The following is a 25975-nucleotide window of genomic DNA, read 5'->3' as shown; positions in this document are numbered from 1 at the left end:
GGTTCCTTGGGTCAGTCTTGGTCATCATATGGATCGTCTTGAGACAGATCCCGCACGCCAATCGCAGTTTCCTGCGCTTTGGACAAGGACCACCTGACCCGCGTGGCATGTGTTGTGGCGCGTCCGGCCAGCAGAATCTGCAAGGATGCGCGCGGTCTCAGGCGGTTGCGCTCAAGGTAAACGCTTGGTTCCAAAGACAGTTTATGGATGCCATCATGACGGAAGACCCAGATCTCTCCGCTTTTTTGGGCCATCGAAATTGCCGCCCCGCCCAGATCCAGCGTCGCATCGACGTCAGGATGCAGATGAAAACGAATCTCGAACGGGATACCCCTGAGCTTGACCGCGTCCATTTCACGGTCGAACTGGCGCTTTTCGGACTCTTCCAGCGCCAGCAGCATATCCTCGCCTGCAACGGCGCGCCCGTCATGGGTTAATTCAATCGTGCGGGCATGGGTCAGCCCGAACCCCGCAACATAGCCGTTGTGACCGCCCTGAAACTTGGTGCCATCGCTCATTGCGCCGATTTCGACGGGGACGAATGTCGGGCCATCAATCAACGCTTCCTGTCCGGTGTGGCGATCAGGATCGGCCAGCCTCGCGCTGGAATATCCACCCAGCGACAAAGTCGAATGGGACGGTGTCGCGCGCCCTGCCCTGCGCCATTCAGCCCCGAAAGACGCGCCAGACCCGCAGTTGACCACCAATGGCCGGCGGCCCGATGTCAATTCAAACGCAAGCGTGGAGGCATGGGCATTTACCGAATTCGCCCCAACCGGAGGCGCGCTTGCATCAATGATCACACTGGTGCGACCGGCAGAGAGACGTGCGTACCCCATCGACAGCCCGTCGGGTTGCCGCGTCTTGACCTTGGCGGTCGACAGCGCGTGATCCAGCCAGCCTTCGGCCCCGCGCCCGCCACCGTGGAACCGCGCCAAACCGCCGTCCGAGTGGCGCAAGGTGCGCAACGTCGGGGCAATCCGTTCGATGGCGGCCATATGCGCCTTGGGGGTGCCCCGCCCTGCATCGCTCAGCGCAGCCGCCGCCCATGTCAGCAAGGTAAAGACTTGCAGCAGTTCTTCGGGGTTTCGCGTGGGCAATCCGCCTTGCTCGTCGATCTGGGCATCGCATTCCCGCGCCAACGCCTTGATCGCGGGGTCTGCCAGAGTTTCCAGCCCCTCCAGCGAAAGGCCGGCATACACCAGCCCGGTCAACGCCTCGAAACGGGGCAGACCGGCGGCAGCGGCATGCCAACGGCGCGACAGGAAATGGGTCTGGCTTACCAAAGACCGGTAAAAAGCGTCGCTTTGTTCCTGCTCGGTGCCGCGCAAAACAAACAAGGCATGGTTGATCCAGCGGATCAAACGCCGCCCCGTCAAATCAGGCGTCCAGCCGATCCCGCGGCCCGTGCCGAACTGGTCAATCCAGCCCCAAAGCCATCGTTGCGCCGTTTCGCGGGCTTTCAGATCACCGACAGCCGCCAGATCATCCAACCACGCAAAACCGTGCAATTCTTGTGCGAATTCCTGATCGGGTGTCGCGACATCCCACAGGGTTTCAGCTTCGGGCGCTTCGATCAACGTACCTGAAAACAGCAGGTTCCCTGCAATCAACTGCCTGCCGCGCGCAAATGATCCGATCGTGCGCGGTTCCGGCGATGAAACAAACCCTTTGGCTTGCGCACGGGTCTTGGCGGCCGCGCGCGCGTGCCAACGGTTCAGGAAACGCGTCTTTCGCGCGTGAAAACTGGTACTGATCATGCTGCTGCCCTTGTACGCTCTGGTGGCGTTTGGGAAACTATACGCACAGAATGTCCCTAAGTCACCGCATTTTGACCGGTCGTTTTTGGCATTGATCGATTCCGTTTCACCCTATCAGGCTGCCTTGCGCAAACAAACGATATAAAAACCGTCCATCCCGCCACGGTCTGCCCAATAATCAGGCCGCAACCGCAACCCGCCTTCGGAACTTATCCACGCAGGATCAATGCCTTCGATATCAAGGGCCGTGCGGTCGACAGACATATCCGGATGCCGCTCCAGCGCCTCGTCGACCTGCACCTCGCCCTCGTCAGGAAGCAGCGAACAGGTGCAAAACACCAAACGCCCGCCGGGGTTCAACAAGGACCACGCATGATCAATCATCTCGGATTGCAATTCGATCAGCTCGCCAAATTCGGAGCCGTCCTTGGCATGGGGCAAATCCGGATGGCGGCGAATCGTTCCTGTGGCCGAACACGGCGCGTCCAGCAGGATCGCATCGAACTGACCTTCAAACTTGCGCGCATCAACGACGACGACCTTTGCCGGCAGATGAACACGGGCTAGGTTTTCGCGAACCCGCTGCATGCGCGGTTTAGAACTGTCGACAGCCGTGACTTGCGCCCCTGCTGCGGCCAGTTGCATCGTTTTGCCGCCGGGCGCGGCACATAAATCCAGCACAGCCTCGCCTTTTTGAGGGGCCAGTATTTTGACGGGCAAGGCAGCGGCGGCATCCTGCACCCACCAGTCGCCTTCGGCAAAGCCGGGCATCGCCGTCACCTGCCCTGCGTCCATGACGCGCACCGATCCGGTCGGCAAAACCACGCCACCCACAGCCTCGGCCAAGGCCTCGGGGTCTTTTTTGGCGGTCAGGTCAAGCGGCGCACCGGCGAAATGGGCAGCCTCGATACCTGCGATGGCTTCCGCCCCCCAGGCTTCGGTCAGCGGGCCGCGCAGCCATTTGGGCAAACGGGGGGATCGCAGCGCGTCCCACGCCTCTGGCCCTTCGGTCGCGATCTTGCGCAGCACCGCGTTGGTCAGCCCCTTGAGGTGCCCCAGTTTTTTGTGGCTTCCGACCAGTTCGACCATCGCGTTCACGACGCCATGCGCGGCCCCGCCCTGGCAAAGCTCGACCGTGCCCACCCGCAATGCGTTGCGCACCGTCAGCGGGGGATATTTCGAAAGGTGCTTTTGCAAGAGCCGGTCCGCGCGTTCCATGCCGCGCAACGTGTCCAGCGCAAGCCGCTGTGCGCGGGCGCGGTCATCGGGGGGCAGCTTGTCCAGGGCACCGGATGCCAGAAGTTCGGACATCAGGCTTTCTTCCTCCAGAATCATATCGAGAAGATAAACCGCACTTCTGCGGGCCTGAACGCCGGTATCTGACATGCGAAACGCTTTCTTGCTTGGATCGCTCGGGTTGTCTGAGCGCATCTACGGCGTATATCAAGGGGGCCGTAGCCTCAAGAGGATGAGATGATGACCGACGCAGGCCCAAAACCGATGCCAAGCCCGCCCCATGATCCCCAGCCGATGCCGGAGCCGGGCCCCGATCTGCCACCCGAGCCAATGCCCGGGCCCAATCCCATGATCTCGCCAGACCTGCCGCCGGCCGCCCAGCGCGCCTTGGCCGAAGCCGCGGAGCGCCGCAAAAAAGCGCAAGAGCTGGAATTGCCACCCGAACTGGGCGGCAGGGACGGGCCAGAGCCTGTCCGCTATGGCGATTGGGAGAAAAAAGGAATCGCTGTCGATTTTTGAACGACAGCGGTTTGACGCGGCAGAATTTTTCGAAAATTCTGGTCCGGTTTTTCGAAAAACCGGTGCTGCCGTCAACGTAATGTGAAATCGGCGGATTGTCCGGTGCCCTTGTCAGAGGTGAACCGTATCTTCCCCCCGTTCAGGCTGACCTCCTGGCAATTATGCCCCAGATCATCGCCACCCCACACCAGATCGCGGCAAAAATACCCGTCTTTCCAGGTCCATTTACCCGAGACGGGCCAAACAGCGCCCTTCCCTGAAATGCCCCCTGCCGGTGTCACATTGAGCTCGACCATCGGTCGCTTTAATGTTTTTCCAGCCACTGCAGATACAAAATCAGCCTGGGTTTCAAGCTTTTGAAAGTCAGCCTTGGCGGCCGTCGCAAGCACAACGATACTTGCGCAGGCGAGTACTAGAACGTCTCTCATAAAGGGCTCCTGCGTGGTTGCTTACCAACACATACGCAGGAACCGTTAAGATAGTTTCATCTCACCCGTAAAAAATAACGATGCCGGTCAGTCATTCAGCCCCAGCACATCAAGCATGTCATATTGCCCGGGCATCTTACCCTGCCCCCAAAGCGCTGCTTTGATCGCCCCGCGCGCGAATACAGCCCGGTCCGAGGCAACGTGCCTGAGGATGATCCGTTCACCTGCCGCAGCGAAGAGAACGTCATGTTCGCCAACAATGTCGCCGCCCCGGATCGCAGTAAAACCGATATCGCCACGTCGCCGCGCGCCTGTCATGCCGTCACGGCCCCGGTCGGACACATCTGCAAGCGACACACCTCGCCCCTCTGCCGCCGCTTCGCCCAGCATCAAGGCCGTGCCCGAGGGCGCATCCACCTTCTGGTTGTGATGTGCCTCGATGATTTCGATGTCGAAATCCTCGTCCAGCGCGGCGGCCACACGTTTTGTAAGTTGGGTCAGCAGGTTCACCCCAAGGCTCATGTTGCCGGCGCGCACGATCACAGCATGGCGCGATGCAGGTTCAAGCTGCGCGATCTCTGCCTCGGTCATGCCGGTCGTGCCGATGACATGAACGGCACGGGCTTGTGCTGCAATCGCTGCAAATTCCAGCGTGGCTTGCGGCGCGGTAAAGTCGATGACCGCCTGCGCAGGGGCAATCGCCTCGAGCGGATCATCGGTTACGATCACCCCCAAAGCTGCGCCGCCCATGGCGACGCCGACATCCTGACCGACCCAAGGATGCCCCGCGCGTTCAACCGCGCCCACCAACCGCACCCGGTCATTGGCAGAAACCTGCCCAATCAACATCTGACCCATCCGGCCCGAAGCCCCTGTAATCGCTATGCCTGGTGTATCGCTCATGCTGTGCTCCCTTTTTCATACTTGGTTTAGCGCGTGGCGACCTGCTTGGCAAAACCTCAGCAACCCCTTAGATGAAGCATATGGCAAAGAACAAGACACACGAGGGCTCGGGCCCCACTCAACGGCAACTCCGCGTCGGCGAAACCATTCGCCGCGCCTTGTCTGATGTATTGGCGCGTGGCGATGTCCACGACCCAGAACTCAACCGGCTATCGATTACCGTGGGCGAGGTGCGGGCATCGTCCGACCTAAAGATCGCCACCGCTTACGTTTTGCCTTTGGGCGGCGAAGGGCGCGAGGACGTGTTGAAGCTGCTGGCCCGCAACAAGGGTGAATTGCGGCGTCAGCTGTCCAAGAGACTGGTGCTGAAATTTGCGCCCGATCTGCGGTTTCAACTGGATGAGACCTTTGACCGGATGGACGAGACCCGGCGCATGTTGGCCCAGGATGTGGTGCGCCGTGATGCCGAAGCCCCTGATGAAGCGCCGGATTCGGACCCCGACGCGTCGTGACACGTTTGCTGGCCCTCGCCCTGCTGCTTGGAGCCGCGGCCGGTCAAGCTGCTGCAGAAAACTGCCGGGACGAAAACTATCAGGGCAACAGCTATAGTGTTTGCGAAGTTGATCTGAGCACCGACACGCTTGGGCTTTTTCTTTATGATGCAGACGGCACCCCCTATGGGTATTTCAACACCTTGGACAAGGCGTTGAATGAGGACGGAAAAACGCTTGGCTTTGCGATGAACGCAGGCATGTATCACGATGACCGCACACCGGTCGGGTACTATCTGGAAGACGGAAAAGAGCTGCAACGTGTGATCAGCAGCGCCGGGCCGGGCAATTTCGGGCTGCTTCCCAACGGGGTTCTTTGCCTAGGGGACGCCCGCGCGGACGTGATCGAAACCAAACGGTTCATCCGCGACGCCCCGGGGTGCAAGAGCGCGACCCAATCCGGCCCGATGCTGGTCATCGATGGCAAGCTGCACCCGAAGTTTCTGAAAGACGGCACATCGCGTCATATCCGTAATGGGGTAGGGACCAGCGCGGATGGCAAATCGGCCTATTTCGCCATCTCGAACGGGGTGGTGAATTTCTATGACTTCGGCGTGTTCTTTCGCGATCATCTGAAGCTGCCAAATGCGCTTTATTTTGATGGCAATATTTCACGGATGCGTGCGCCTGATCTGGGCCGCAACGATCTGGGGTTCAGCCCGCTGGGCCCCATCATTGGCGTGGTATCAGACGATTAGGCGTTGAAAAGAAGAGTTTTTATGCCTTCGGCGAGGATTTTTTTCCATTTGGAATAAGTCGGTCTGGGCAATTGCGTCTGTATTTTGATAGGACGCAGCCAACAAAGATGGGGTTCAAGACATGGCGCGCAGACGCAAGGGACGGGATATTTCAGGTTGGCTGGTGGTGGATAAACCTGCCGGGCCGACCTCGACTACCGTGGTAAATAAAGTGCGTTGGGCGCTGAATGCCAATAAGGCGGGCCATGCGGGAACGCTTGATCCTGATGCCACCGGCGTGCTTGCGATTGCACTGGGTGAGGCGACAAAAACCGTCCCCTATATTACAGACGCGCTGAAGGCATATGAGTTTACCGTGCGCCTTGGCGTTTCGACAAACACTGACGACGCTGAAGGCACGGTATTGGAGACCAGTGACCTGCGTCCGGATGATGCGGCGATCAAGGCGGCTTTGTCAGGTTTCATTGGTGATATCGAGCAGGTTCCGCCGCAGTTTTCAGCTGTGAAGGTTGACGGGCAACGTGCCTATAAGCTGGCCCGTGAAGGCGAGACCATGGAACTGGCCGCGCGGCCTTTGTGGGTGGAAAGCCTGTTGTTGATTGATCGCCCCGACGCGGATCACGTGACCTTGGAAATGGTCTGTGGCAAGGGCGGGTATGTGCGGTCGATCGCGCGTGATCTGGGGCAGGCATTGGGGTGTCTGGGCCATGTGCGCGAACTGCGCCGCATCTGGTCCGGCCCGTTCGAGGCCAGCGATGGTCTTACCATGGAGCAGATCGAAGAGATGGCGCGCACCGATGCTTTGGACGCCCATCTTTTGCCCCTTGAGAAGGGTTTGGAGGATTTGCCGGAGGTCAAGGCGACGGCGGAAGGGGCCGTGCGCTTGCGCAATGGGAACCCTGGCATGGTGATCGCCCATGACGTTGAATATGGCGACGAGGTCTGGGCATCCTATGAGGGGCGCGCCGTGGCGGTTGGTCGTTTCAAGGCGGGCGAATTGCATCCATCACGCGTTTTCAATCATCCTCAAGACGCGTGATCACCCGATATCATACCAAAGGCGACGCGGTGTCGGCGGCTGTTTATTCGGACTGTGAACGGTACCGCTACAGTCTGACCAGAGTGTGGGACAGGGCGGGGCCCAAGGTCTTGTTCGTGATGCTGAACCCGTCCAAAGCGACTGAAGTGCAAAATGACCCCACGGTAGAGCGCTGCGAACGCCGGGCGCGCGCGTTGAGATTCGGGGCGTTTCAGGTGGCTAATATTTTTGCATGGCGCGAAACCAGCCCCCAGTTGATGCGCAAGGCCATAGACCCCGTGGGCCCCGACAATGACCAGGTGCTGCTGCAAGGGGCGGCATGGGCTGATACCGTGATTGCCGCATGGGGGACGCATGGCGCGCATTTGGGTCGCGGTTCGGCTGTGGAATTGTTACTTAGAAAACAGCGGGTTAAGATGTTCCATCTTGGCCTGTCAAAAGCGGGCCACCCAAAGCACCCTTTGTATATCTCCTATGCCCAAGAACCGCTTGCCTGGCCCGATTAGGGAGCGGTTAACCGCTATCTGTATATGCTTTTGACCAACGCATAAGAGTATGGGCACTCTTATGAAGGGTGACGCGTCTTGTGCGGGTCAGTGAAGTTGGAATTCTGTGATGTTGTTCTTGGCCGGTTTAATGGGATTGATGGCGGTGGGGGCGGTTGCCTTTGTCGATATCGGCGTTGGGGACGACGACGACGATACCTTTCCTGACGACCTGCCCCCCACAAATGGCCAGACCATTTCGGGAACCAGTCAGGCAGACATCCTGACAGGGGGCGAAAACAACGATCAGATTGGCGGATATGACGGTGCAGATCTGATCAGCGGCCAGGGCGGCAATGACTATGCCCAGGGCGATGCCGGAAACGACACGGTGAGTGGCGGGGCTGGCAATGATGACCTGCACGGCAACGACGGCAACGACCTGATTGAAGGCGGTGCCGACGACGACAGCCTAACCGGCCACAACGACAATGATGTGCTGCGCGGTGGTTTCGGAAATGATTCGCTCAACGGGTCTGCGGGCGATGACGCGCTGTTTGGCGACGACGGCGATGATGCGCTGTTGGGCGGATTGGGCAATGACATCTTGGCCGGCGGGCGCGGTTCGGATGCATTGTTTGGCGGCTGGGGTAACGACCTGATTGTCGGGGTCGAAGACGACCCTGATGTTGCGGGCATCTTGGACGAGGATGAAGCTGACTTTCTGAATGGCGGCGATGGCGACGATACGATTGTGGCAGGTCAGAATGATGTGGTTACAGCGGGTGGCGGGGCCGACAATATCATTCTGGGGAATTGGATCACCGATGGAAACGCCGCAGTGATCGAAGATTTTGAAGCCGAAGATGACAGTTTGTTGCTGGTGTGGGACGATAGCCAGGCTGAAGATGAAGCGCCCGAGGTTTCTGTCGATCCCGATCCGGAAAACCCCGACCAGACGCTGGTGCGCATGAACGGGGTGATTGTTGCCTCTGTAAAAAGCGCGGATGTGTTGACTGTTGCCGATGTGTCGATCATCCCGCTTAGTTCTGCGATCGCGGCGGGTCTGGCCCTGACATGAGAACCCTTTCTCATCCGGTCCGGACCACGGGGCCCAGCGCAACCGGCAACTCAATAAAGTCTTTGCCAACTGCCCGAAACTTTCCTATACGCGCCCATCGCCCGCTGATTCAAAACAGGGGGTGATGCTCCATGGGCCTGTGCTGGACGACATCCCGGCCTGCGCCATCACTTTAACCTTTTGAAAAGGAGACCCCGATGTCGATTACGCTAGAAGAAAAAGCACGCGTCATGAAAGAATTCGCAACCAAAGAAGGCGATACAGGTTCGCCCGAAGTTCAGGTTGCCATTCTGTCCTCGCGCATCGCAACGCTGACCGAGCACTTCAAAACCCACAAGAAAGACAACCACGGTCGCCGTGGCCTTTTGAAAATGGTTGCGACACGCCGGAAGCTTTTGGACTATGTTAAAGGCAAAGATGACGCTCGTTATCAGGACCTTATCAAACGTCTTGGCCTGCGTCGCTAAGCTAACAAAAGATCATACATCGGTCATTGCGACCCGTGACATGATTTAACCGCGCCCCATCGGGACGCGGTTTTTTTATGCCACCAAATCTCGTGGATGACGCGGGGGCCGCGCCTCAGCCCTGCTCTTCCTGACACTCGATCGCCGCCTCAAGCGCCTGATAGCTTCCGGTAAGGTCGATCGACATGACCTGCCCCACTTCGGTATAAAGCGTCATGGTTTGTTTTAGGGCGATGTCGAACAAGAAGTCTTCTTCGTCAAACATGATGTCGGCCCCCGGCACATCATTAAGGTACATGCCTTTGGCATCGGCCTCGTATTCCTGCCCGTCCAGATCGAACAGAACAGGATACATCGCACCCTCTTCGATATCGCCCCATGCGTCATTGAAGGCCGTGACATAGCCCATGCCCTCATTCCGATCAAAGCCGATGCGAACAACCGAACCGTCGGTAAATTGCGATTGGATCAGGCATCCATCCCCCAGTGTCGGGTCAATCATCACGTCCCAATATTCAGACGCGCCCCACTGCTCCAACTCTTGAGCCACAACCGGCGTGGCACATACCGCACCAACAGCTACTATTCGCGCAATAGACTTTAACATCGCATTTTCCTTTTCATTAATTTTCTCACTGTCATCTAAACAGAAGCAAACCTGCACCTCTTATCCGGTCAGCCTTGCAAGACAACCTGGCAGAAGTCACGCAGAATGAAACCTGACCATCATTCGATCTAACGCATGCATTGCGTTGTTGGGCCGCCAAACCGGCTGCTCCAGCAGTTCGATCCGGTCGACTTTCTGCGCGAGGGTCGTCAGCACTGCCTCCATCTCGGCGCGGGCGATATTTTGACCAACGCAGCCATGCACCCCCACACCAAAGGCCAGATGCCCGGCAGGTTTGCGGTTAATGCGGAACTCTTGCGGGCTATCCCATTTGTCGGGGTCCATATTCGCCGATCCCAAGACGCATAAAACCTTGCTGTGTTCGGCAATATCGACGCCTGACACCTGCGTATCCGCCTTGGCTGTGCGGCAAAAGGTATGGACCGGCGACGTATAGCGCAGCACTTCTTCAAAACAGGGGCGGGCCAGCGACGGGTCGGCTTTCAGCTTTTCGAACTCGGCCGGATGCTGCGCAAGGCAGACCAACGCATTGCCGATGCTCGACACTGTCGTGTCCACCCCCGCCGACAGAAACGACCGCACCAGCAGACCTGCTTCGTCATGGGTTATATCGCCGGCGTCGGCGGCGGCATAGAGGATGCCGCCCATGCCATCGCCGGTCAGCCTGTCGCGCGCGCAAGCCGCGTTGATCCACGGAATAATCTCGGCGGCTTTGACCATCGTCGCCTTGCGAATGTCGTTGTCAGGCCCCAGCGAATTGAAAACCATCGCACCGTAATCCACCAGATGCCGTTTGTTCACATCGGTCATGCCAACCGCTTTGGGAAACACATTTGTCGGAAAGACTTCGGCGAAATCGCCCACCGCGTCGAAACCGTCGCGCGTCAGCAGATCGTTGATCAGACGTGCTGCCTCGTCAAAGAACATCTGTTTATAGCCCGCAGCAACCTTGGGCGACATCGCGCGGATCATCACCTTGCGCACGGCCGTGTGTTCGGGCGGGTCGACCTCCAGGATGATGGAATTGGGCCGCCAGCTCTGACCATGGGCGAAATCGTCCAACCCCACACCGCGTGAAGATACGAACCGCTCCCAATCCGAGAAAATCTCTTTTGTTTCAGGGTAACGCCCGACGGCCAGAACGGAATATTTGGGAATATACACAACAGGCCCCTTGGCGCGCAGTTCCGCATAATACGGTTCCGGATCGCGCAAGATCTCGACCGAATAGGGGTCAACATCCCAAACCGGAACGCCCTTGGGCGGAGAAATCGCCACATGCCCTGCAATCATCTCCATTTTGCGGTCCTCCCAAACCCGACAGGCTTGCCTGCCTGTCCCCATCAAAGGCCAAGCCCCCCTGTTGAGCAAGGAGTTTCACAAAACGCTGCGTCAACGCTTCTCTTCCCATCGCACGCAAACTCCTGTATGGCCGCACAATCTGAAAGCCGGCGCCCGGACTCCAGCGCCCGACAAAGAAGATACCGGAGTCAGGGGGAATATGCCCCCTACGCAAATGGCCCAACGCGGGCCGAAACAGGAAACGTAGATGTTTAATGTAACGACAAAATCCATGCAGTGGGGCGAAGAAACGCTTACACTGGAAACAGGCAAAGTGGCCCGTCAGGCAGACGGTTCGGTTATCGCGACACTGGGCGAAACCAGCGTCATGGCCAACGTCACTTTTGCACGTCAGCAAAAGCCCGGTCAGGACTTTTTCCCGCTGACCGTTCACTACCAAGAGAAATACTATGCCGCCGGTAAAGTACCGGGTGGCTTTTTCAAGCGTGAGGCCCGCCCCACCGAGAAAGAAACACTGACAGCCCGTCTGATCGACCGTCCGATCCGCCCGCTGTTCGTACCCGGCTTCAAAAACGAAGTTCTGGTGATGTGTACCGTTCTGAGCCACGATCTGGTGAACGACCCCGATATGGTCGCGATGATCGCCGCATCCGCTGCGCTGACCATTTCCGGCGCGCCGTTCCGTGGCCCGATTGCCGCGTGCCGCGTTGGTTTTGAAGGTGGCGAATACGTCCTGAACCCGACCGTTGACGACATGCAGGACCTGCGCCTGAAGCCCGAACAGCGTCTGGATCTGGTTGTTGCCGGTACCAAAGAAGCCGTGATGATGGTTGAATCCGAAGCCTACGAGCTGTCGGAAGAAGAAATGCTGGGCGCGGTTAAATTCGCCCACGAGCAGATCCAGCCTGTTATCGACCTGATCATTGATCTGGCCGAAGACACCGCGAAAGAGCCGTTTGATTTCCAGCCTGTTGACTATTCGGACCTGTCCGCTGCCGTCAAAGCCGCTGGCGAAGACGCAATGCGCGCCGCCTTTGCAATCGCTGACAAGCAAGAGCGCACCGCCGCTGTTGCAGCCGCACGCGAGACCATCAAAGCAGCCCTGACCGACGAGCAAAAAGAAGATGCGAACCTTGGTTCCGCTTTGAAAAAGCTTGAAGCGTCGATCCTGCGCGGTGACGTTGTTAAGACAGGCACACGCATCGACGGTCGCAAGACTGACGAAATCCGTGAAATCGTATCCGAGACAGGCATCCTGTCGCGCACCCACGGTTCGGCCTTGTTCACACGTGGCGAAACCCAGGGTCTGGTTGTGACCACATTGGGCACCGGCGACGACGAGCAGTTCATCGATGCGCTGCACGGCAACTTCAAATCCAACTTCCTGCTGCACTACAACTTCCCTCCCTACTCGGTTGGTGAAGTTGGTCGCGTTTCCGGCCCTGGCCGTCGCGAAATCGGTCACGGCAAGCTGGCTTGGCGTGCGTTGCAGGCGGTTCTACCGGCTTCCACCGACTTCCCCTACACCATCCGCGTTGTGTCCGAGATCACTGAATCGAACGGCTCTTCCTCGATGGCGTCGGTTTGTGGTGGTTCCTTGTCCATGATGGACGCAGGCGTACCATTGAAAGCGCCAGTCGCTGGTGTGGCCATGGGTCTGATCCTGGAAGAAGACGGTTCCTATGCAATCCTGTCCGACATCCTGGGTGACGAAGACCACCTTGGCGACATGGACTTTAAAGTGGCCGGTACCGAAGCAGGTATCACGTCGCTGCAAATGGACATCAAGATCGCCGGCATCACGCCAGAGATCATGGAAAAAGCCTTGGCCCAAGCCAAAGCCGGCCGCGTTCACATCCTTGGTGAAATGAACAAAGCACTGTCCGGCGCGGGTGAATTCTCGGTTCACGCACCACGCATCGAAACGATGCAGATCCCAACCGACAAGATCCGTGAAGTTATCGGTTCCGGCGGTAAAGTGATCCGTGAAATCGTTGAAGTGTCCGGTGCCAAGGTCGACATCAACGACGAAGGCATCATCAAGATCGCATCGCCAAACGGCGAGTCGATCAAGAAAGCCTATGACATGATCTGGTCCATCGTGGCCGAGCCTGAAGAAGGTGCGGTTTACACCGGTACCGTCGTCAAGATCGTTGATTTCGGTGCATTCGTGAACTTCTTTGGCAAGCGCGACGGTCTGGTCCATGTGTCCCAGATCGAAAACCGCCGCCTGAACCACCCTTCGGATGTTCTGAAGGAAGGTCAGGAAGTGAAAGTCAAACTTCTGGGCTTTGACGATCGCGGCAAGGTGCGCCTGTCGATGAAAGTTGTCGATCAGGAAACTGGCGAAGAGATCAAAAAAGAAGAAGGTGCCGAGGAGTAATCCTTAGCCCCTTTCGGAAACGACAAAGCCCCGGTGGAAACGCCGGGGCTTTTTTGCGCCTTGGGCACCGACATGCCGGGCCACCATATCAAAGCTTTGAAACCCCCATAAAACGGGTTATTCCACGGCAATGAACTCTCTTATCATCCACATGCCCGGCAGCATTGAACGGCGTCCCAACGCTGAAAAACTGCTGCGCGATCTTCCCCACGCGCAGCTTGTTGACGCCGTTGACGGGCGTGACACGACCCAAGTGGCTGATTTGAGGGCTTTACCCGGAAATCTGCACAAGCCAGCCTATCCTTTTGCGCTGAAGGGCGGCGAAATGGGCTGTTTTGCCAGCCACCGCAAGTGCTGGCAGATGATCGTGGATAACGGATGGGACTATGCAATCGTGGCCGAGGATGACGTGGCCGTTTCATTAACCGATTTCGCCCGCACCCTGTCGATGATCACGGCCCATATGACCCCCGACATGTTCATACGCCTGCCCTTTAAGAACCGCGAGAAGACCGGCATCGTCATTGCGACGGACGGCGATACACGGCTGCTGCTGCCCCGAAAAATCGGGTTGCAAACCGGCTGTCAGGTCGTGGGCCGCGAAGCTGCAAAACGGCTGTTGGCAAAGTCGGAACAGATTGACCGGCCCATTGATACATGGCTGCAGATGCACTGGGTCACCGGACAGCCGGTCCACACGCTGCTGCCCAACGGGCTAAGCGAAATCGCAGGGCAAATTGGCGGATCAACGATCCAACAAAAAACCCGCACCAGCGGCAAGCTGATGCGGGAGATCAAGCGCGCGTGGTACCGCGCGCAGGTCAGACTGCGGCCACAACGGCCCTAAGCTGCCCTTATTTCGGTGCTTTGGTCGTGCGCAGATACGGCAGCACAGTTGTGAATTCGCCAAACTTGGTCTTGGCATCGGCATCCGAAACAGATGTCGGGATGATCACGTCATCACCCACATTCCAGTTCGCCGGTGTCGCGACACCTTTGCCAGACGACATCTGCAAACCGTCTAGGGCGCGCAGAACTTCGGCAAAGTTACGGCCGACGGACATCGGATAGGTCATCGACAGCTTCAGCTTTTTGTCTGGCCCGACGATGAACACGGCACGCACAGTCGCGCTGTCGTTCGGTGTGCGGCCATCGGGCAAATACGCTTCGGCGGGCAGCATGTCGAACGCCTTGGCCACCTTCAAATCTTCGTCAGCGATGATCGGAAAACCGGCCTTGGCTTTGGCGAAACCTTCGATGTCGGTCTTCCATTTCTTGTGCTCTTCGGCACTGTCCACGGAAATACCCATCACCTTCGTGCCGCGCTTGGCCCACTCGTCGGCCAGTTGCGCCACGGCACCGAATTCGGTCGTGCAAACTGGCGTAAAGTCCTTGGGATGCGAGAAAAGGATCGCCCAGCTGTCACCGATCCACTCGTGCAGATTGATCGTGCCCTGATCCGTTTCGACGGTCATGTCGGGGATAGTATCGTTAATACGCAAAGCCATTTTAAAGTCTCCTGTTATTGTTAAAATTCATATTCCGCATTCCCTAAATGTCTTTTGCAGGCCTGTGAAAGGCCTCACTTGCAGGTGCGACACTGTGGTGACATGGTGTGCGCAAATGGCAAGGGCAACCCCCGTGCTGCGATATCATAAAAGGAGCTTTCCAATGCTAGAGAAACGCGAATTCTATATTAACGGCGAATGGGTATCGCCCGCAAAGCCGAATGATTACCATGTGATCGACCCTTCCACCGAGGAACCCTGTGCGGTTATTTCCCTTGGTGATCAAGCAGATACAGACGCAGCAGTTGCCGCCGCCAAAGCCGCGCTGCCCGGTTGGATGGCAACCCCACCTGCCGAACGTATCGCGCTGCTGGAAAAACTGCTTGAGATTTATCAAGCCCGCGGCGAAGATCTGGCCGTTGCCATGAGCACCGAAATGGGTGCCCCGCTGGAACTGTCCCGCACGTCGCAGGTTGGTGCCGGCACATGGCACCTAAGCAACTTTATCAAGGCCGCGAAAGAATTCAAATTCGAACAGCCCCTTGGCGATCACGCCCCCAACGACCGCATCATCCGCGAAGCGGTTGGCGTTGCAGCGCTGATCACCCCTTGGAACTGGCCAATGAACCAGATCACCCTCAAGGTCGGTGCCGCCGTGGTTGCGGGCTGCACGATGGTTCTGAAACCCTCCGAGGAAAGCCCGCTGGACGCGATGATCTTTGCCGAGATGATGGACGAGGCCGGTTTCCCGAAAGGTGTGTTCAACCTTGTGAACGGTGACGGCGTCGGCGTTGGCAGCCAGTTGTCCTGCCACAAAGATGTCGACATGATCAGCTTTACCGGCTCCACACGCGCGGGCACGCTGATTTCCAAAGCGGCCGCAGATACGCTCAAGAAAGTGCATCTGGAACTGGGCGGCAAAGGCGCGAACCTGATCTTTAACGATGCGGATGACAAGGCCGTAAAACGCGGCGTTCTGCATATGATGAACAACACCGGCCAGTCGTGTAACGCGCCCAGCCGCATGTTGGTGCAGTCCGATGTCTATGACAAAGCCGTCGAAGAAGCGGCGAAAGTGGCAGCGCAAGTGACCGTTGGCCCCGCATCCCAGGAAGGCCGCCACATTGGCCCCGTCGTCAACGAAAGCCAGTTCAACAAGATCCAGGACCTGATCCAAAAAGGCATCGACGAAGGTGCCCGTCTGGTCGCTGGTGGCACGGGTCGCCCTGACGGGTTGAACCGTGGTTTCTTTGTCAAACCGACCGTCTTTGCTGACGTGACACCCGACATGACCATCGCCCGCGAGGAAATCTTTGGCCCGGTGTTGTCGATCATGAAGTTCGACACCGAGGAAGAAGCCGTTCAGATCGCCAATGACACGGTCTATGGCCTGACCAACTATGTCCAAAGCCAGGACGGCGCACGTCGCAACCGTCTGGCCCGCCAATTGCGGTCCGGCATGGTCGAGATGAACGGCCAAAGCCGCGCAGCAGGCTCGCCATTCGGTGGGATGAAACAATCCGGTAATGGCCGCGAGGGCGGCTTGTACGGGATCGAGGATTTCACCGAGATCAAGGCAGTGTCCGGTTGGGCTGCCGAGTAAACGGCTAGAAAACGAAAGAAAGGCCATCTGGATCAGATGGCCTTTCTTACTGGCGGATCATTCGCGCGGTGGTAGCCGACGGTATTTCCAGGGTTTCGCAAATACGTGACATCATCTATGCAGCTTTGAAAATATTGGGGGGACACTTATGATCTACGCGCGACTGCACGGCCGCTTGGGCAACCAGATGTTTCAGTACGCCGCAGCTTGTGGTCTTGCTGCGCGGTTGTCGGTACCCTTTTCAATCGACACCCGCCGCGCTGTCTATAAGGGCGAAGGTGAATTGCGTCGCGTCTTTGATCTCGACTGGGCAGAGCCTGAAAAACTCCCCCCTTCACAGAACGAACGCCCCCTGGCCTATTATCTGTGGCGCGCGTTCAAGACCTCTCCAAAGATCTACCGCGAACGCACCCTGGCCTATGACCCGAATTTCGAGACGCTTGGCAACGGCACTTACCTGCACGGCTATTGGCTATCCGAGAAATACTTCTCCAATGTAGAAGACGAGCTGCGCAAAGCATTTGTTTACCGCTATCCGATGTCGTCACAAAACGCGGAAATGGCCCAGCAGATTGCCGAAACAACGTCGATCTGCCTGCATGTAAGACGCGGTGATTTTGTTGATCTGGGCGTCAATACTTTTTGCGATCAAAGCTATTATGAAAAGGGTCTTGCTGCCGTATCGGAGGGGCTAAAAGACCCCACAGTCTTTGTGTTCTCTGATGATCCGCAATGGGCAAAAGACCATCTGCCATTGCCGTTCAAGAAAGTTGTCGTCGATTTCAACGGCCCCGAAACCGATTACGAAGACCAGCGGTTAATGTCCCTGTGCGAACATAATGTAATCGCCAATTCATCTTTCAGCTGGTGGGCGGCGTGGCTGAACAAGAACCCAGAAAAACGTGTTGCAGGCCCCAAAAAGTGGTTCGTTGACCCAAAGCGTATCGACATCGACATATTGGCCGACGGCTGGATCAGAATTTAACCTTTCCGGAGCGTCAAACCCGGCCAAGCCCGGCCAAACCCGCCCCTAGAACGGTGCTTTTGCCCTGACCTTGGTCGAATGCCCGCCTTGTGGATGGTTGAACCGCAGTTCTTCGGAATGCAGCATCATGCGCGGGAAATCCAGGGCCGGACCCGTCGCATAAAACGGATCACCCAAGATCGGATGGCCAAGGCTCAGCATATGAACGCGCAACTGGTGGCTGCGGCCGGTTTTGGGTGACAAACGGATGCGCGATGTATCGCCTTCGTCCTTCAACAACCGCCAGTCTGTTTGCGCGGATTTACCCGTTTCATGACACACCATCTGAAGCGGCCGGTTCGGCCAGTCCACGATCAATGGCAGATCAATGGTGCCCGACTTTTCCTCGGGCACACCCCAGACACGCGCGACATAGGTTTTGCGGGTCATGCGCTTTTCAAACTGCAACCCCAGATGCCGCTGCGCATAGGGCGTCAGCGCAAAGATCATCACGCCGGATGTGTCGCGGTCCAACCTGTGCACCAGCAAAGCGTCCGGAAACACGGCCTGTATCCGCGCAATCAGGCAATCCGCCAGATGCGGACCCTTGCCGGGGACCGACAGCAAACCTGCGGGTTTATCGACGAGCAACACTTCGGCGTCTTCGTGCAAAACCACCAAAGGATCTTGCGGGGGGCTATATTCTGTTTCCATACCTGTCCGTCTCAGATGTAGGGTGGTTTTTCAACCCACCTGCTGCAAAGGACCGACCATGCACCCCACAATTACCAATATGATTGACGTCGTCGCCAAAGGCGAGGCCGACAGGATCGCGCCGCTGCTGGCCGAGGATGTCACGTTCATGCCGCCGACCTATTACAAGACATGGACCGGCCGCGCCCCTGTTGCTGCTGTGCTGGGTCATGTGGGGCAAGTGTTCAGCGACTTCAAGTACCGCCGCATCATGGGCGAAGGCAACGACTGGGCGCTGGAATTTCAATGCAAGATCGGCGATCTGGATGCCGTAGGCGTTGATTTGATTACCCTTGGCGACGACGGGTTGATCGCCAAATTCGAGGTCGCCATGCGCCCGCATAAATCCATCGGCGCGCTGCGCGATGCGATGAATGCACGGGTGATGAAAGACCCCAGCTTCCTCGCCTTCAAAGACGCGCTGTCATAGGCCGCTATGGGGGGCGGTGGACTGCCCCCCTATTTGTGCCGCATCTGCCTGAACAACGAGATCGAATAGATCACCAAAGCCGCCCAGATCAGCGGAAACGCGATCATCCGCGCGTGGCCAAAGGGTTCGTCGAACACCAGAACAGCGCATAGAAAAATCATCGTCGGTGCGATGTATTGCAAGATGCCGATGGTCGACAGGCGCAACCGCTTGGCCCCGTTGGCGTAGAAAATCAACGGCACCGCCGTGACCAGCCCGCAGCCTAACAGCATCCACGTGTCAAACGGCGTTCCTTGCAAGAAATGCATCTGGCCCGTGGCGCTCAGATATCCGAGATAGATCAACGCCGGGATCAACAGGATCAACACCTCAAGCAGGAACCCCTGGTTCGGGCCGATCGGCAGGCGTTTCTTGGCCAAAGCGTACAAGCCAAAGGTCAGCGTCAGGCTAAGTGCCACCCAAGGGAATTTCCCTGACTCTATCGTCAAAATCGCCACGGCAACCGCCGCCAGGGCAATCGCGGCCAGTTGCAGTTTTGACAACCGTTCGCCCAGCAGGACTGACGCCAGCAGAATGCTGAACAGCGGGTTGATGTAATACCCCAACGACGCATCCAGCGCGTGGCCCGAATTGACAGCCCAGATGTAGATGCCCCAGTTGATTGAAATCAGCGATGCCGTCACGCAACCCATCAGCAAGGTGCGCGGGGACCGGAATGCCTCGCGCAGTGTCGCGGTGCGGCCCAGCAGGATCAGAACCAGTGCGCCGACGGGGACGGACCAGATGATCCGGTGCACAACAATCTCGGCCGCAGGGATATGCGCCATCGCCTTCATGTACAGCGGTAGAAACCCCCACATGACATAGGCCCCGACCGCAAAGCCCAACCCTTGTAGCGTGTCTTCGGATTTCGTCGGGATGTCGGCAGAAAGGGTGTCTGGATTGCGCATGTTGGTCTCCTTGGCCCCCTGCTTACGCGTGGCGCGGGCCAACTGCCAGCATCAAACTTTCACGCGCTCCGCAGACGGGTCGTACATGGGTTTCAGCGATACCTCGGCCTTCACCCGCGCTCCGGCGATGTCGATCTCGTAAGTTGATGCCAGAACATCTGCTGCGGCTTCGCCCTTGCAAGGCACATAGCCCATGCCGATCGCTGCGCCCAGATGATGGCCGTAGGCCCCCGATGACAGATGGCCGACAATCCGCCCGTCACGCAATATCGGTTCGTTGTGATACAGCAGTGGGTCGGGGTCGGTCAGCTTGAACTGCACCAAGCGCCGTTCCAGCCCGGTTTCCTTCTTTCGCAACACAGCATCACGTCCGATGAATGCGGGTTTGTCGGTCTTGACGGCAAAGCCGAGCCCCGCCTCCAGCACGTGATCCTCGCTGGTGATGTCATGGCCAAAATGGCGAAAGCCTTTTTCAATGCGGGCGCTGTCCATCATGTGCATCCCGCATAGTTTCAGGTCCATGTCCTGCCCCGCCGCCATCAACGTCTCGAATACATAGGCGGCCATGTCGGTGCTCACGTAAACCTCCCACCCCAGCTCGCCCACATAGGTGACGCGGTGCACGCGGGCGAGGCCCATGCCCAGCTCGATCTCTTGCGCGGTGCCAAAGGGGTTCACCTCGTTCGAGAAGTCATTCGGGCTGACCGCCTGCATCAGCTTGCGGGCATTCGGCCCCATCACAGCCAGCACAGCCTCGCCTGCTGTAACGTCCGTGATCACCACGTTAAAATTGCCCTGATGGCGCTGGATCCACGTCTGATCTGCCAGTCGGGTCGCCGCAGGTGTGACCACCAGATAGGCGGTTTCAGACAGGCGGGTGACAGTCACATCCGCCTCGATCCCCGCGCGGTCGTTCAGAAATTGCGTATAGACGATCTTGCCCACGGGCACGTCATACTGACCGCCGCCGATATGGTTCATGAACGCGGTGGCATCGCGCCCCTCGACACGGATTTTGCCAAAGGACGACATATCATACATGCCGACGTTGCTGCGCACCGCCGCCAGTTCGGCGGCAACATTGCCAAAGAAGTTCTGCCGCTTCCAGCTATACTCATACGCAGGGGTCTGGCCGGAATTGGCGAACCAGTTGGCACGCTCCCAGCCGGCAAGTTCCCCCATCACGGCACCCTGTTCCAGCAGTTGGCTGTGGAATGGTGTCCGCCTGATCCCCCGTGCAGTCGCCTTTTGGCGGTAAGGGTAGTGATCGGCATAAAGCAGGCCCAGCGTTTCTTTTGCCCGCGCCACCAGATAGGTTTTGTTGCCCTGAAAGGGCTGCATCCGGCCAATATCGACATCCCCCAGATCAAAGGGCTTCGCGCCGTCCTCCATCCATTGCGCCAGTGCCATGCCAGCACCGCCCGCCGATTGAATACCGATGGAATTAAAGCCCGCCGCGACCCAGACGTTGTCCATCTCGGGGGCCAGCCCCAGATGATAGGCATCGTCGGGGGTGAAGCTTTCGGGGCCGTTAAAGAACGTGTGAATGCCCGCCTCGGCCAGCATCGGCATCCGGTTCACGGCAGCCTCGAGGATCGGCTCGAAGTGGTCGAAATCCTCGGGCAGTTGGTCGAATTCGAAACTGTCGGGAATGCCCTGCATCCCCCAGGGTTTTGACACGGGTTCGAACGCCCCCAGCATGATCTTGCCCGCGTCATATTTGTAATAGGCACATTCATCCGGTACCCGCAGCACCGGCAGTTGCTCAAGCCCCTGGATCGGCTCGGACACGATATAGAAATGTTCACAGGCTTGCAGCGGGACGCTTGTACCCAGCATCGCGCCAACCTCATGCCCCCACATCCCCGCACAGTTCACAACATGGTCGCAGGTGATCTGGCCCTGGGTGCCGTCTTCGGCCAGATATGCCACGCCCGTGATCCGCCGCCCGTCGCGCAAGGCCTTGGTGGCTTTCACCCGCTCGAATATCTGCGCGCCGCGCAGCCGTGCGCCCTTGGCCAGCGCCAAGGCGATATTGCCCGGATCGCCCTGCCCGTCCTTATCAAGGAAAACACCCCCCGTGACGCTGTCCGTGTTCAGATGCGGATAGCGGGCCTTGACCTCCTCGGGACCGATTTCTTCGATATCGACACCAAAGGCGCGGGCCATGGCGGCAGAGCGGAAGATCTCTTCGCGCCGTTCATCCGTCAGGGCCACGGTGATCGACCCGCAGCGTTTGAACCCTGTCGCAACACCGGTTTCCACCTCCAAGCCGCCATAAAGCTCTTGGGAATACTTGGCCAGCCGCGTCATATTGGCGGTTGCACGCAACTGCGCGATCAGGCCAGCCGCGTGCCATGTGGTGCCCGAAGTCAACTGCTTGCGTTCCAGCAGCACCACATCCTTCCACCCCAGTTTGGTCAGGTGATAGGCGACAGAGCATCCAATGACGCCTCCCCCGATGATAACAACGCGCGCTTGAGAGGGGAGTGCCATAAGATGTGTTCCTTAGACGATGGTGTGACCGGCCGCGCGCAAACGCTTGGCGATTTCTTTGATATGGGCGGGGCCGACTTCGCAGCAGCCGCCAACAATCGTGGCCCCTTGGTCGATCCAGTCCATGACATGGTCGGCATAAGCCGCGGGCGTGAGGTCCTGTCGTGCGTTCAGGGCATCAACGGTGGGTTTGTCTTCCAGAAACTCCTGCGTGATCTTCTCGAACCCGTTTGCATAGGCCCCGAAGGGCAGACCAGCAGTCTTGAGGATATCCAGGGCAGGTTTGATCGCTTCGGGTGAAGAACAGTTGATCAGCAGTGCGGCGGCCTTGCCCACATAGGGCAGCACATCGGCCAAAGGCTCTCCCGAGCGCAGGCGCGTGCCGTCCTGGTCATCGACCGACAAGGCCACCCAAACCGGCAGACCTGTTTCCAGCGCGGCATCCAGAACGCTGCGTGCATGCAAAACAGACACCACGGTTTCGCACAGGATCAGGTCCGACAACGGGGCGGTCAACTGCGCCTTTTCGCGGTAAATCTTGATGGCAGTGTCATAGTCGGGGTGCAGATCCGGGCGGTAGCTGGCCTTGATCGGGCCAATACCACCGGCAACGCGCGCGCCATCAAAATCAGCCGCAGCGGCCCTGGCTTCGGCCATCGCCGCATCGTTCAACTCGGCAAAGCGGCTCTCGTAGGGGGTGCCGTCCAGACGGTCGCGAAAGATCGCGTAGGTATTGGTTGTCGCGATGGTGGCACCGGCGGCAAAGTAATCGCGGTGCACCGCCTCGACCATACCGGGGTGGTCGATCATGACCTGCGTGCCCCAAAGCGGCGTTGCCTTGTCGCCAGCACGATGGACCAATTCCTGCCCCATGCCACCATCAAGAAGGATGATTTCTGTCATAGCATCTCCTGTTGAGCCGGAATTTTCAGAAAATTCCGGCCCGTTTTCTTTGAAAGAAAACGACTACGCCCGCAGGCGCTCGTTTTCCGGATCCCATAGCGGCTGGTCCGCCTGCACAATTGCGCGGCACTTGGTGCCGAAGATGTCCACGTAGACTTCTGTTCCGGCTGTCGCAAGGTCGGCCCGCAGCATCCCGAAAGCGATTGATTTGTTCACACGGTAGCCCCAGTCGCCCGAGGTCGTTTCACCAACCACTTCACCGTTATGCGACAGCGTCGACATATAGGGCGCATCCTGATCCCCCGCTTCGACAACCAGCGTGACAAAGCGTTTTGAGACGCCCTGTTGCTGTTCGTTTTGCAACGCGGCCTTGCCGGGGAAATCCTGCGGTTTGTCCAGTTTCACGAACCGGTCCAGCCCGCCTTGCAGCATGGTATAATCCGTCGACAAATCGCCTTTCCACGCGCGATAGCCCTTTTCCATCCGCAGTGAATTCAGCGCCCACATGCCAAAGGGTTTTGCCCCGGCTGCGATGACCGCATCATAAATCACCGGCATATCCGCATTGGCGGCGTGAATTTCCCAGCCCAACTCGCCCGCAAAGCTGACCCGTGCCAAAGCGCAATTTTGCCCTGCGACGACAGCGGCCTGATGTGACAACCAAGACGCAGACAAATCAGCCTGCGTATCCAGCGCCTTGAACAGCTCACGTGACTGCGGGCCTGTGACGATCAACGTCGAATAGTCGCGCGTGTGGTCTCTCAGGGTCAGGCCTGCCTCGATCGCAGGGCGCAGCACATCGAAATCATGCCACTGGGCGGTGGCGGCGGTGATCAGGGTAAAGGCATCATCGCCATGCCGCAGCACCGACATCTCTGTCACAATGCGCCCGCGGTCATCGGCGAAATAGGCAAGGTTCATCCGCCCGATCTTGGGCAGCCCGCCCGTGATCCGGCCCCGCAGCCATTCAGCGGCCCCTGCCCCTGACAGATTGAACCGCGAGAACCCCGGCAAATCCAGCACGCCGACATGATCGCGCACCGCCTCGCATTCCTCGCGGATGCGCTGCGCCCACGGGCCGTTTCTGTCCCATGTCTGGGTCGCCTCCTCTGACACATCATCGCCCGGAGCTGCGAACCAATTGGCGCGTTCCCAGCCGTTATAGGCCCCCATCTGCCCGCCCTGTGCGATGATCCGGTCATGCACAGGCGACAGCTTTTTATCGCGCCCCGCAGGCCAGGCGTGGCGCGGGAAATGCATGGCGTATTCGTGGCCGTAGACTTCGATGGCCTTCTGGTTGGCATAGTCCTGATCGGTGTAATCGGTATAGCGGCGCGGGTCTGTCGCCCACATGTCCCATTCGGTCTGGCCTTCGGTGACCCATTCGGCCAGCACCTTGCCCGCACCACCGCCTTGGGTGATGCCAAAGGTGAACACGCACGCCTCGAACGCATTGGGCACGCCGGGCATCGGGCCCAGCAGGGGCAGACCATCGGGTGCATAGGGGATCGGGCCGTTGATCACACGGCCGACACCTGCCGTGCCAAGGATCGGCACACGGGCCATTGCGTCCTCGATATACCATTCGAGCCGTTCCAGATCGTCAGGGTAAAGCTGGAACGAGAAGTCATCGGGCATCGGATCATCGGGCCGCATCCAGTGGCCTTTGCAGTTCCGCTCGTAGGGGCCAAGGTTCAGCCCGTATTTGTCTTGGCGCAGGTAGTAAGAGCTATCGACGTCGCGCAACAGCGGCACCTTGTGACCTTGGGCCAAGGTCCATTCCTTGAGCTCGGGGATGTCGTCGGTCAGGAAATACTGATGGCTCATCGTGGCCATCGGCACCGTGCGCCCGCCATAGGGTTTGAACCATTCGCCCACGCGCTGCGCATAGTAGCCAGCGGCGTTCACCACCTTTTCGCAGCGGATATCGCCTTTGGCCGTGTGCACGATCCATTCGCCATTCTCGCGGCTCACCCCCGTTGCGGGGCAGAACCGTTCGATCCGCGCGCCCATGTCACGCGCGCCTTTGGCCAGTGCCTGGGTCAGTTGCGCGGGGTCAATATCGCCATCATCGGGATCATACAGGCCGCCCGCCAGATCATGGGTTTCAATGAACGGGTATTTTTCCTTGATCGCGGCAAGGTCCATCATCTCGAGGTTTAGGCCCTGATAATTGCCCATCGAACAGGCGCGCTCGAACTCCATCATGCGGTTTTTGCCATGGGCCAACCGGACCGATCCGGTGACGTGGTAATTCATTGGATAGTCAACCTCGTCGGCAAGCCCCTTGTACAGGCCCAGCGAATAGCGCTGCATGTTCATCACCGCCCACGAGGTGCTGAAACTGGGGCAGTTGCCTGCCGCATGCCAGGTCGATCCGGCGGTCAGTTCGTTCTTTTCCAGCAAGACGCAATCGGTCCAGCCCATTTTCGCCAAATGGTACAGGGACGACACACCGACGACACCGCCTCCGATGATGACAACCCGTGCTGTTGTGGGAAACTCAGCCATCTTCCTTCTCCTCTTGGGGGACACCATCGGGGATGTCGTAATAATCGCCCTTGTCCGCGACAAAGATATGCCGCGTCAGGTGCAGCCCCGTGGGGCCGTCAACCGCACCAAGGGAAACGCCCGTATCCGGGTCGGCGTCGGATTTCCAGAACAGGAAACTGCCGCATGTCGGGCAAAACCCGCGCCGCACGCCGGGGGACGACGTGTACCAGCGCGGGCTGCCGTTAATCTTTAGCGCGCTGTCCATCACCTGAACCGAAACCCAATGATGCCCCGATTGCTTGCGACACTGGGTGCAATGACACGCCGCCGGTTCCCGCGCTGCCGCCTCGGCCTGAAATGTGATCTCGCCGCACAAACAGCTTCCCTGCATCATG

25 protein-coding genes are annotated in these 25975 nt (G+C 58.4%); 12 read left to right on the top strand and 13 right to left on the bottom strand.

Annotation, left to right across the window (positions count from 1 at the left end):
* Nucleotides 1–11: 11 nt before the first annotated feature.
* Nucleotides 12–1760 carry a heparinase II/III family protein gene (locus HGT1_RS05935; protein WP_176248999.1) on the bottom strand — a complete coding sequence of 583 codons (1749 nt, stop codon included), beginning with the start codon at nucleotides 1758–1760 and terminating at the stop codon, nucleotides 12–14.
* 114 nt (nucleotides 1761–1874) lie between these two features.
* Complete coding sequence (locus tag HGT1_RS05930) at nucleotides 1875–3146, bottom strand: RsmB/NOP family class I SAM-dependent RNA methyltransferase (RefSeq protein WP_176248998.1); 1272 nt, start codon at nucleotides 3144–3146, stop codon at nucleotides 1875–1877.
* Between the two features lie 180 nt (nucleotides 3147–3326).
* Here HGT1_RS05930 and HGT1_RS18290 point away from each other — a divergent pair, with 180 nt between their 5' ends.
* Complete coding sequence (locus HGT1_RS18290) at nucleotides 3327–3515, top strand: DUF1674 domain-containing protein (protein WP_375708105.1); 189 nt, start codon at nucleotides 3327–3329, stop codon at nucleotides 3513–3515.
* A 71-nt stretch (nucleotides 3516–3586) separates the two neighbouring features.
* On the opposite strand, the gene HGT1_RS05920 is transcribed toward HGT1_RS18290, so the two are convergent.
* Entirely contained in the window at nucleotides 3587–3943 is a 357-nt protein-coding gene (locus tag HGT1_RS05920) for a dihydrodipicolinate reductase (RefSeq protein WP_176248996.1), read from the bottom strand.
* A gap of 87 nt (nucleotides 3944–4030) precedes the next feature.
* Entirely contained in the window at nucleotides 4031–4846 is an 816-nt protein-coding gene (gene dapB / locus HGT1_RS05915; protein ID WP_176248995.1) for a 4-hydroxy-tetrahydrodipicolinate reductase, read from the bottom strand.
* An 80-nt stretch (nucleotides 4847–4926) separates the two neighbouring features.
* On the opposite strand from dapB, the gene rbfA reads away from it, so the two are divergent.
* From rbfA to rpsO, 6 genes are all read left to right on the top strand, one after another.
* Entirely contained in the window at nucleotides 4927–5358 is a 432-nt protein-coding gene (rbfA, locus tag HGT1_RS05910; protein WP_176249065.1) for a 30S ribosome-binding factor RbfA, read from the top strand.
* Complete coding sequence (locus HGT1_RS05905; RefSeq protein ID WP_176248994.1) at nucleotides 5355–6095, top strand: phosphodiester glycosidase family protein; 741 nt, start codon at nucleotides 5355–5357, stop codon at nucleotides 6093–6095. The genes rbfA and HGT1_RS05905 overlap by 4 nt, the downstream gene beginning before the upstream one ends.
* Before the next feature lie 121 nt (nucleotides 6096–6216).
* Nucleotides 6217–7134, top strand: a complete 918-nt coding sequence (gene truB, locus HGT1_RS05900; RefSeq protein WP_176248993.1) for a tRNA pseudouridine(55) synthase TruB — start codon at nucleotides 6217–6219, stop codon at nucleotides 7132–7134.
* On the top strand, nucleotides 7131–7640 hold the full coding sequence (locus tag HGT1_RS05895) for a DUF1643 domain-containing protein (protein ID WP_176248992.1): 510 nt from the start codon (nucleotides 7131–7133) through the stop codon (nucleotides 7638–7640). Before truB ends, HGT1_RS05895 begins: the two co-directional genes overlap by 4 nt.
* Nucleotides 7641–7749: 109 nt before the next feature.
* Complete coding sequence (locus HGT1_RS05890; RefSeq protein ID WP_176248991.1) at nucleotides 7750–8700, top strand: calcium-binding protein; 951 nt, start codon at nucleotides 7750–7752, stop codon at nucleotides 8698–8700.
* 197 nt (nucleotides 8701–8897) lie between these two features.
* A complete protein-coding gene (rpsO, locus tag HGT1_RS05885; protein WP_176248990.1) occupies nucleotides 8898–9167 on the top strand; it encodes a 30S ribosomal protein S15 in 270 nt (89 codons plus the stop codon).
* Nucleotides 9168–9282: 115 nt separating this feature from the next.
* Here the strand turns inward: rpsO and HGT1_RS05880 are convergent, their stop codons facing one another.
* On the bottom strand, nucleotides 9283–9774 hold the full coding sequence (locus HGT1_RS05880) for a hypothetical protein (protein ID WP_176248989.1): 492 nt from the start codon (nucleotides 9772–9774) through the stop codon (nucleotides 9283–9285).
* A 96-nt stretch (nucleotides 9775–9870) separates the two neighbouring features.
* Nucleotides 9871–11094: a cytochrome P450 gene (locus tag HGT1_RS05875; RefSeq protein ID WP_255200108.1), complete on the bottom strand. Its 1224-nt coding sequence runs from the start codon at nucleotides 11092–11094 to the stop codon at nucleotides 9871–9873.
* A 250-nt stretch (nucleotides 11095–11344) separates the two neighbouring features.
* Between HGT1_RS05875 and pnp the strand changes: the two genes are divergently transcribed.
* Both pnp and HGT1_RS05865 read left to right on the top strand, forming a co-directional pair.
* Entirely contained in the window at nucleotides 11345–13480 is a 2136-nt protein-coding gene (gene pnp / locus HGT1_RS05870; RefSeq protein ID WP_176248988.1) for a polyribonucleotide nucleotidyltransferase, read from the top strand.
* A gap of 130 nt (nucleotides 13481–13610) precedes the next feature.
* Nucleotides 13611–14327, top strand: a complete 717-nt coding sequence (locus HGT1_RS05865; RefSeq protein ID WP_176248987.1) for a glycosyltransferase family 25 protein — start codon at nucleotides 13611–13613, stop codon at nucleotides 14325–14327.
* A gap of 7 nt (nucleotides 14328–14334) precedes the next feature.
* Here the strand turns inward: HGT1_RS05865 and HGT1_RS05860 are convergent, their stop codons facing one another.
* Nucleotides 14335–14988, bottom strand: a complete 654-nt coding sequence (locus HGT1_RS05860) for a peroxiredoxin (protein ID WP_176248986.1) — start codon at nucleotides 14986–14988, stop codon at nucleotides 14335–14337.
* Between the two features lie 163 nt (nucleotides 14989–15151).
* Here HGT1_RS05860 and HGT1_RS05855 point away from each other — a divergent pair, with 163 nt between their 5' ends.
* On the top strand, nucleotides 15152–16591 hold the full coding sequence (locus HGT1_RS05855) for an aldehyde dehydrogenase family protein (protein ID WP_176248985.1): 1440 nt from the start codon (nucleotides 15152–15154) through the stop codon (nucleotides 16589–16591).
* Nucleotides 16592–16739: 148 nt separating this feature from the next.
* Nucleotides 16740–17576, top strand: coding sequence for an alpha-1,2-fucosyltransferase (locus HGT1_RS05850; RefSeq protein ID WP_176248984.1), 837 nt, complete (start codon nucleotides 16740–16742; stop codon nucleotides 17574–17576).
* Nucleotides 17577–17621: 45 nt separating this feature from the next.
* Here the strand turns inward: HGT1_RS05850 and HGT1_RS05845 are convergent, their stop codons facing one another.
* Nucleotides 17622–18269, bottom strand: a complete 648-nt coding sequence (locus HGT1_RS05845) for a pseudouridine synthase (protein ID WP_176248983.1) — start codon at nucleotides 18267–18269, stop codon at nucleotides 17622–17624.
* Nucleotides 18270–18327: 58 nt separating this feature from the next.
* Here HGT1_RS05845 and HGT1_RS05840 point away from each other — a divergent pair, with 58 nt between their 5' ends.
* Nucleotides 18328–18738, top strand: coding sequence for a nuclear transport factor 2 family protein (locus HGT1_RS05840; protein WP_176248982.1), 411 nt, complete (start codon nucleotides 18328–18330; stop codon nucleotides 18736–18738).
* A gap of 29 nt (nucleotides 18739–18767) precedes the next feature.
* Here the strand turns inward: HGT1_RS05840 and rarD are convergent, their stop codons facing one another.
* The 5 genes from rarD to HGT1_RS05815 all read right to left on the bottom strand — a co-directional run bounded on the left by rarD (nucleotide 18768) and on the right by HGT1_RS05815 (nucleotide 25974).
* On the bottom strand, nucleotides 18768–19688 hold the full coding sequence (gene rarD, locus HGT1_RS05835; protein WP_176248981.1) for an EamA family transporter RarD: 921 nt from the start codon (nucleotides 19686–19688) through the stop codon (nucleotides 18768–18770).
* Nucleotides 19689–19739: 51 nt separating this feature from the next.
* Nucleotides 19740–22184: an FAD-dependent oxidoreductase gene (locus HGT1_RS05830; RefSeq protein ID WP_176248980.1), complete on the bottom strand. Its 2445-nt coding sequence runs from the start codon at nucleotides 22182–22184 to the stop codon at nucleotides 19740–19742.
* Nucleotides 22185–22196: 12 nt separating this feature from the next.
* On the bottom strand, nucleotides 22197–23087 hold the full coding sequence (locus HGT1_RS05825) for a homocysteine S-methyltransferase family protein (RefSeq protein ID WP_176248979.1): 891 nt from the start codon (nucleotides 23085–23087) through the stop codon (nucleotides 22197–22199).
* Between the two features lie 63 nt (nucleotides 23088–23150).
* Complete coding sequence (locus HGT1_RS05820; protein ID WP_176248978.1) at nucleotides 23151–25598, bottom strand: FAD-dependent oxidoreductase; 2448 nt, start codon at nucleotides 25596–25598, stop codon at nucleotides 23151–23153.
* On the bottom strand, nucleotides 25591–25974 hold the full coding sequence (locus HGT1_RS05815; RefSeq protein WP_176248977.1) for a GFA family protein: 384 nt from the start codon (nucleotides 25972–25974) through the stop codon (nucleotides 25591–25593). The genes HGT1_RS05820 and HGT1_RS05815 overlap by 8 nt, the downstream gene beginning before the upstream one ends.
* Nucleotide 25975 lies beyond the last annotated feature (1 nt).

Source organism: Sulfitobacter sp. HGT1 (assembly GCF_013282155.1).
Taxonomy (GTDB): Bacteria; Pseudomonadota; Alphaproteobacteria; order Rhodobacterales; family Rhodobacteraceae; genus Sulfitobacter.
The sequence above is the reverse complement of the archived record's forward strand: the minus strand, read 5'-3'. Positions and strand labels throughout refer to the sequence as shown.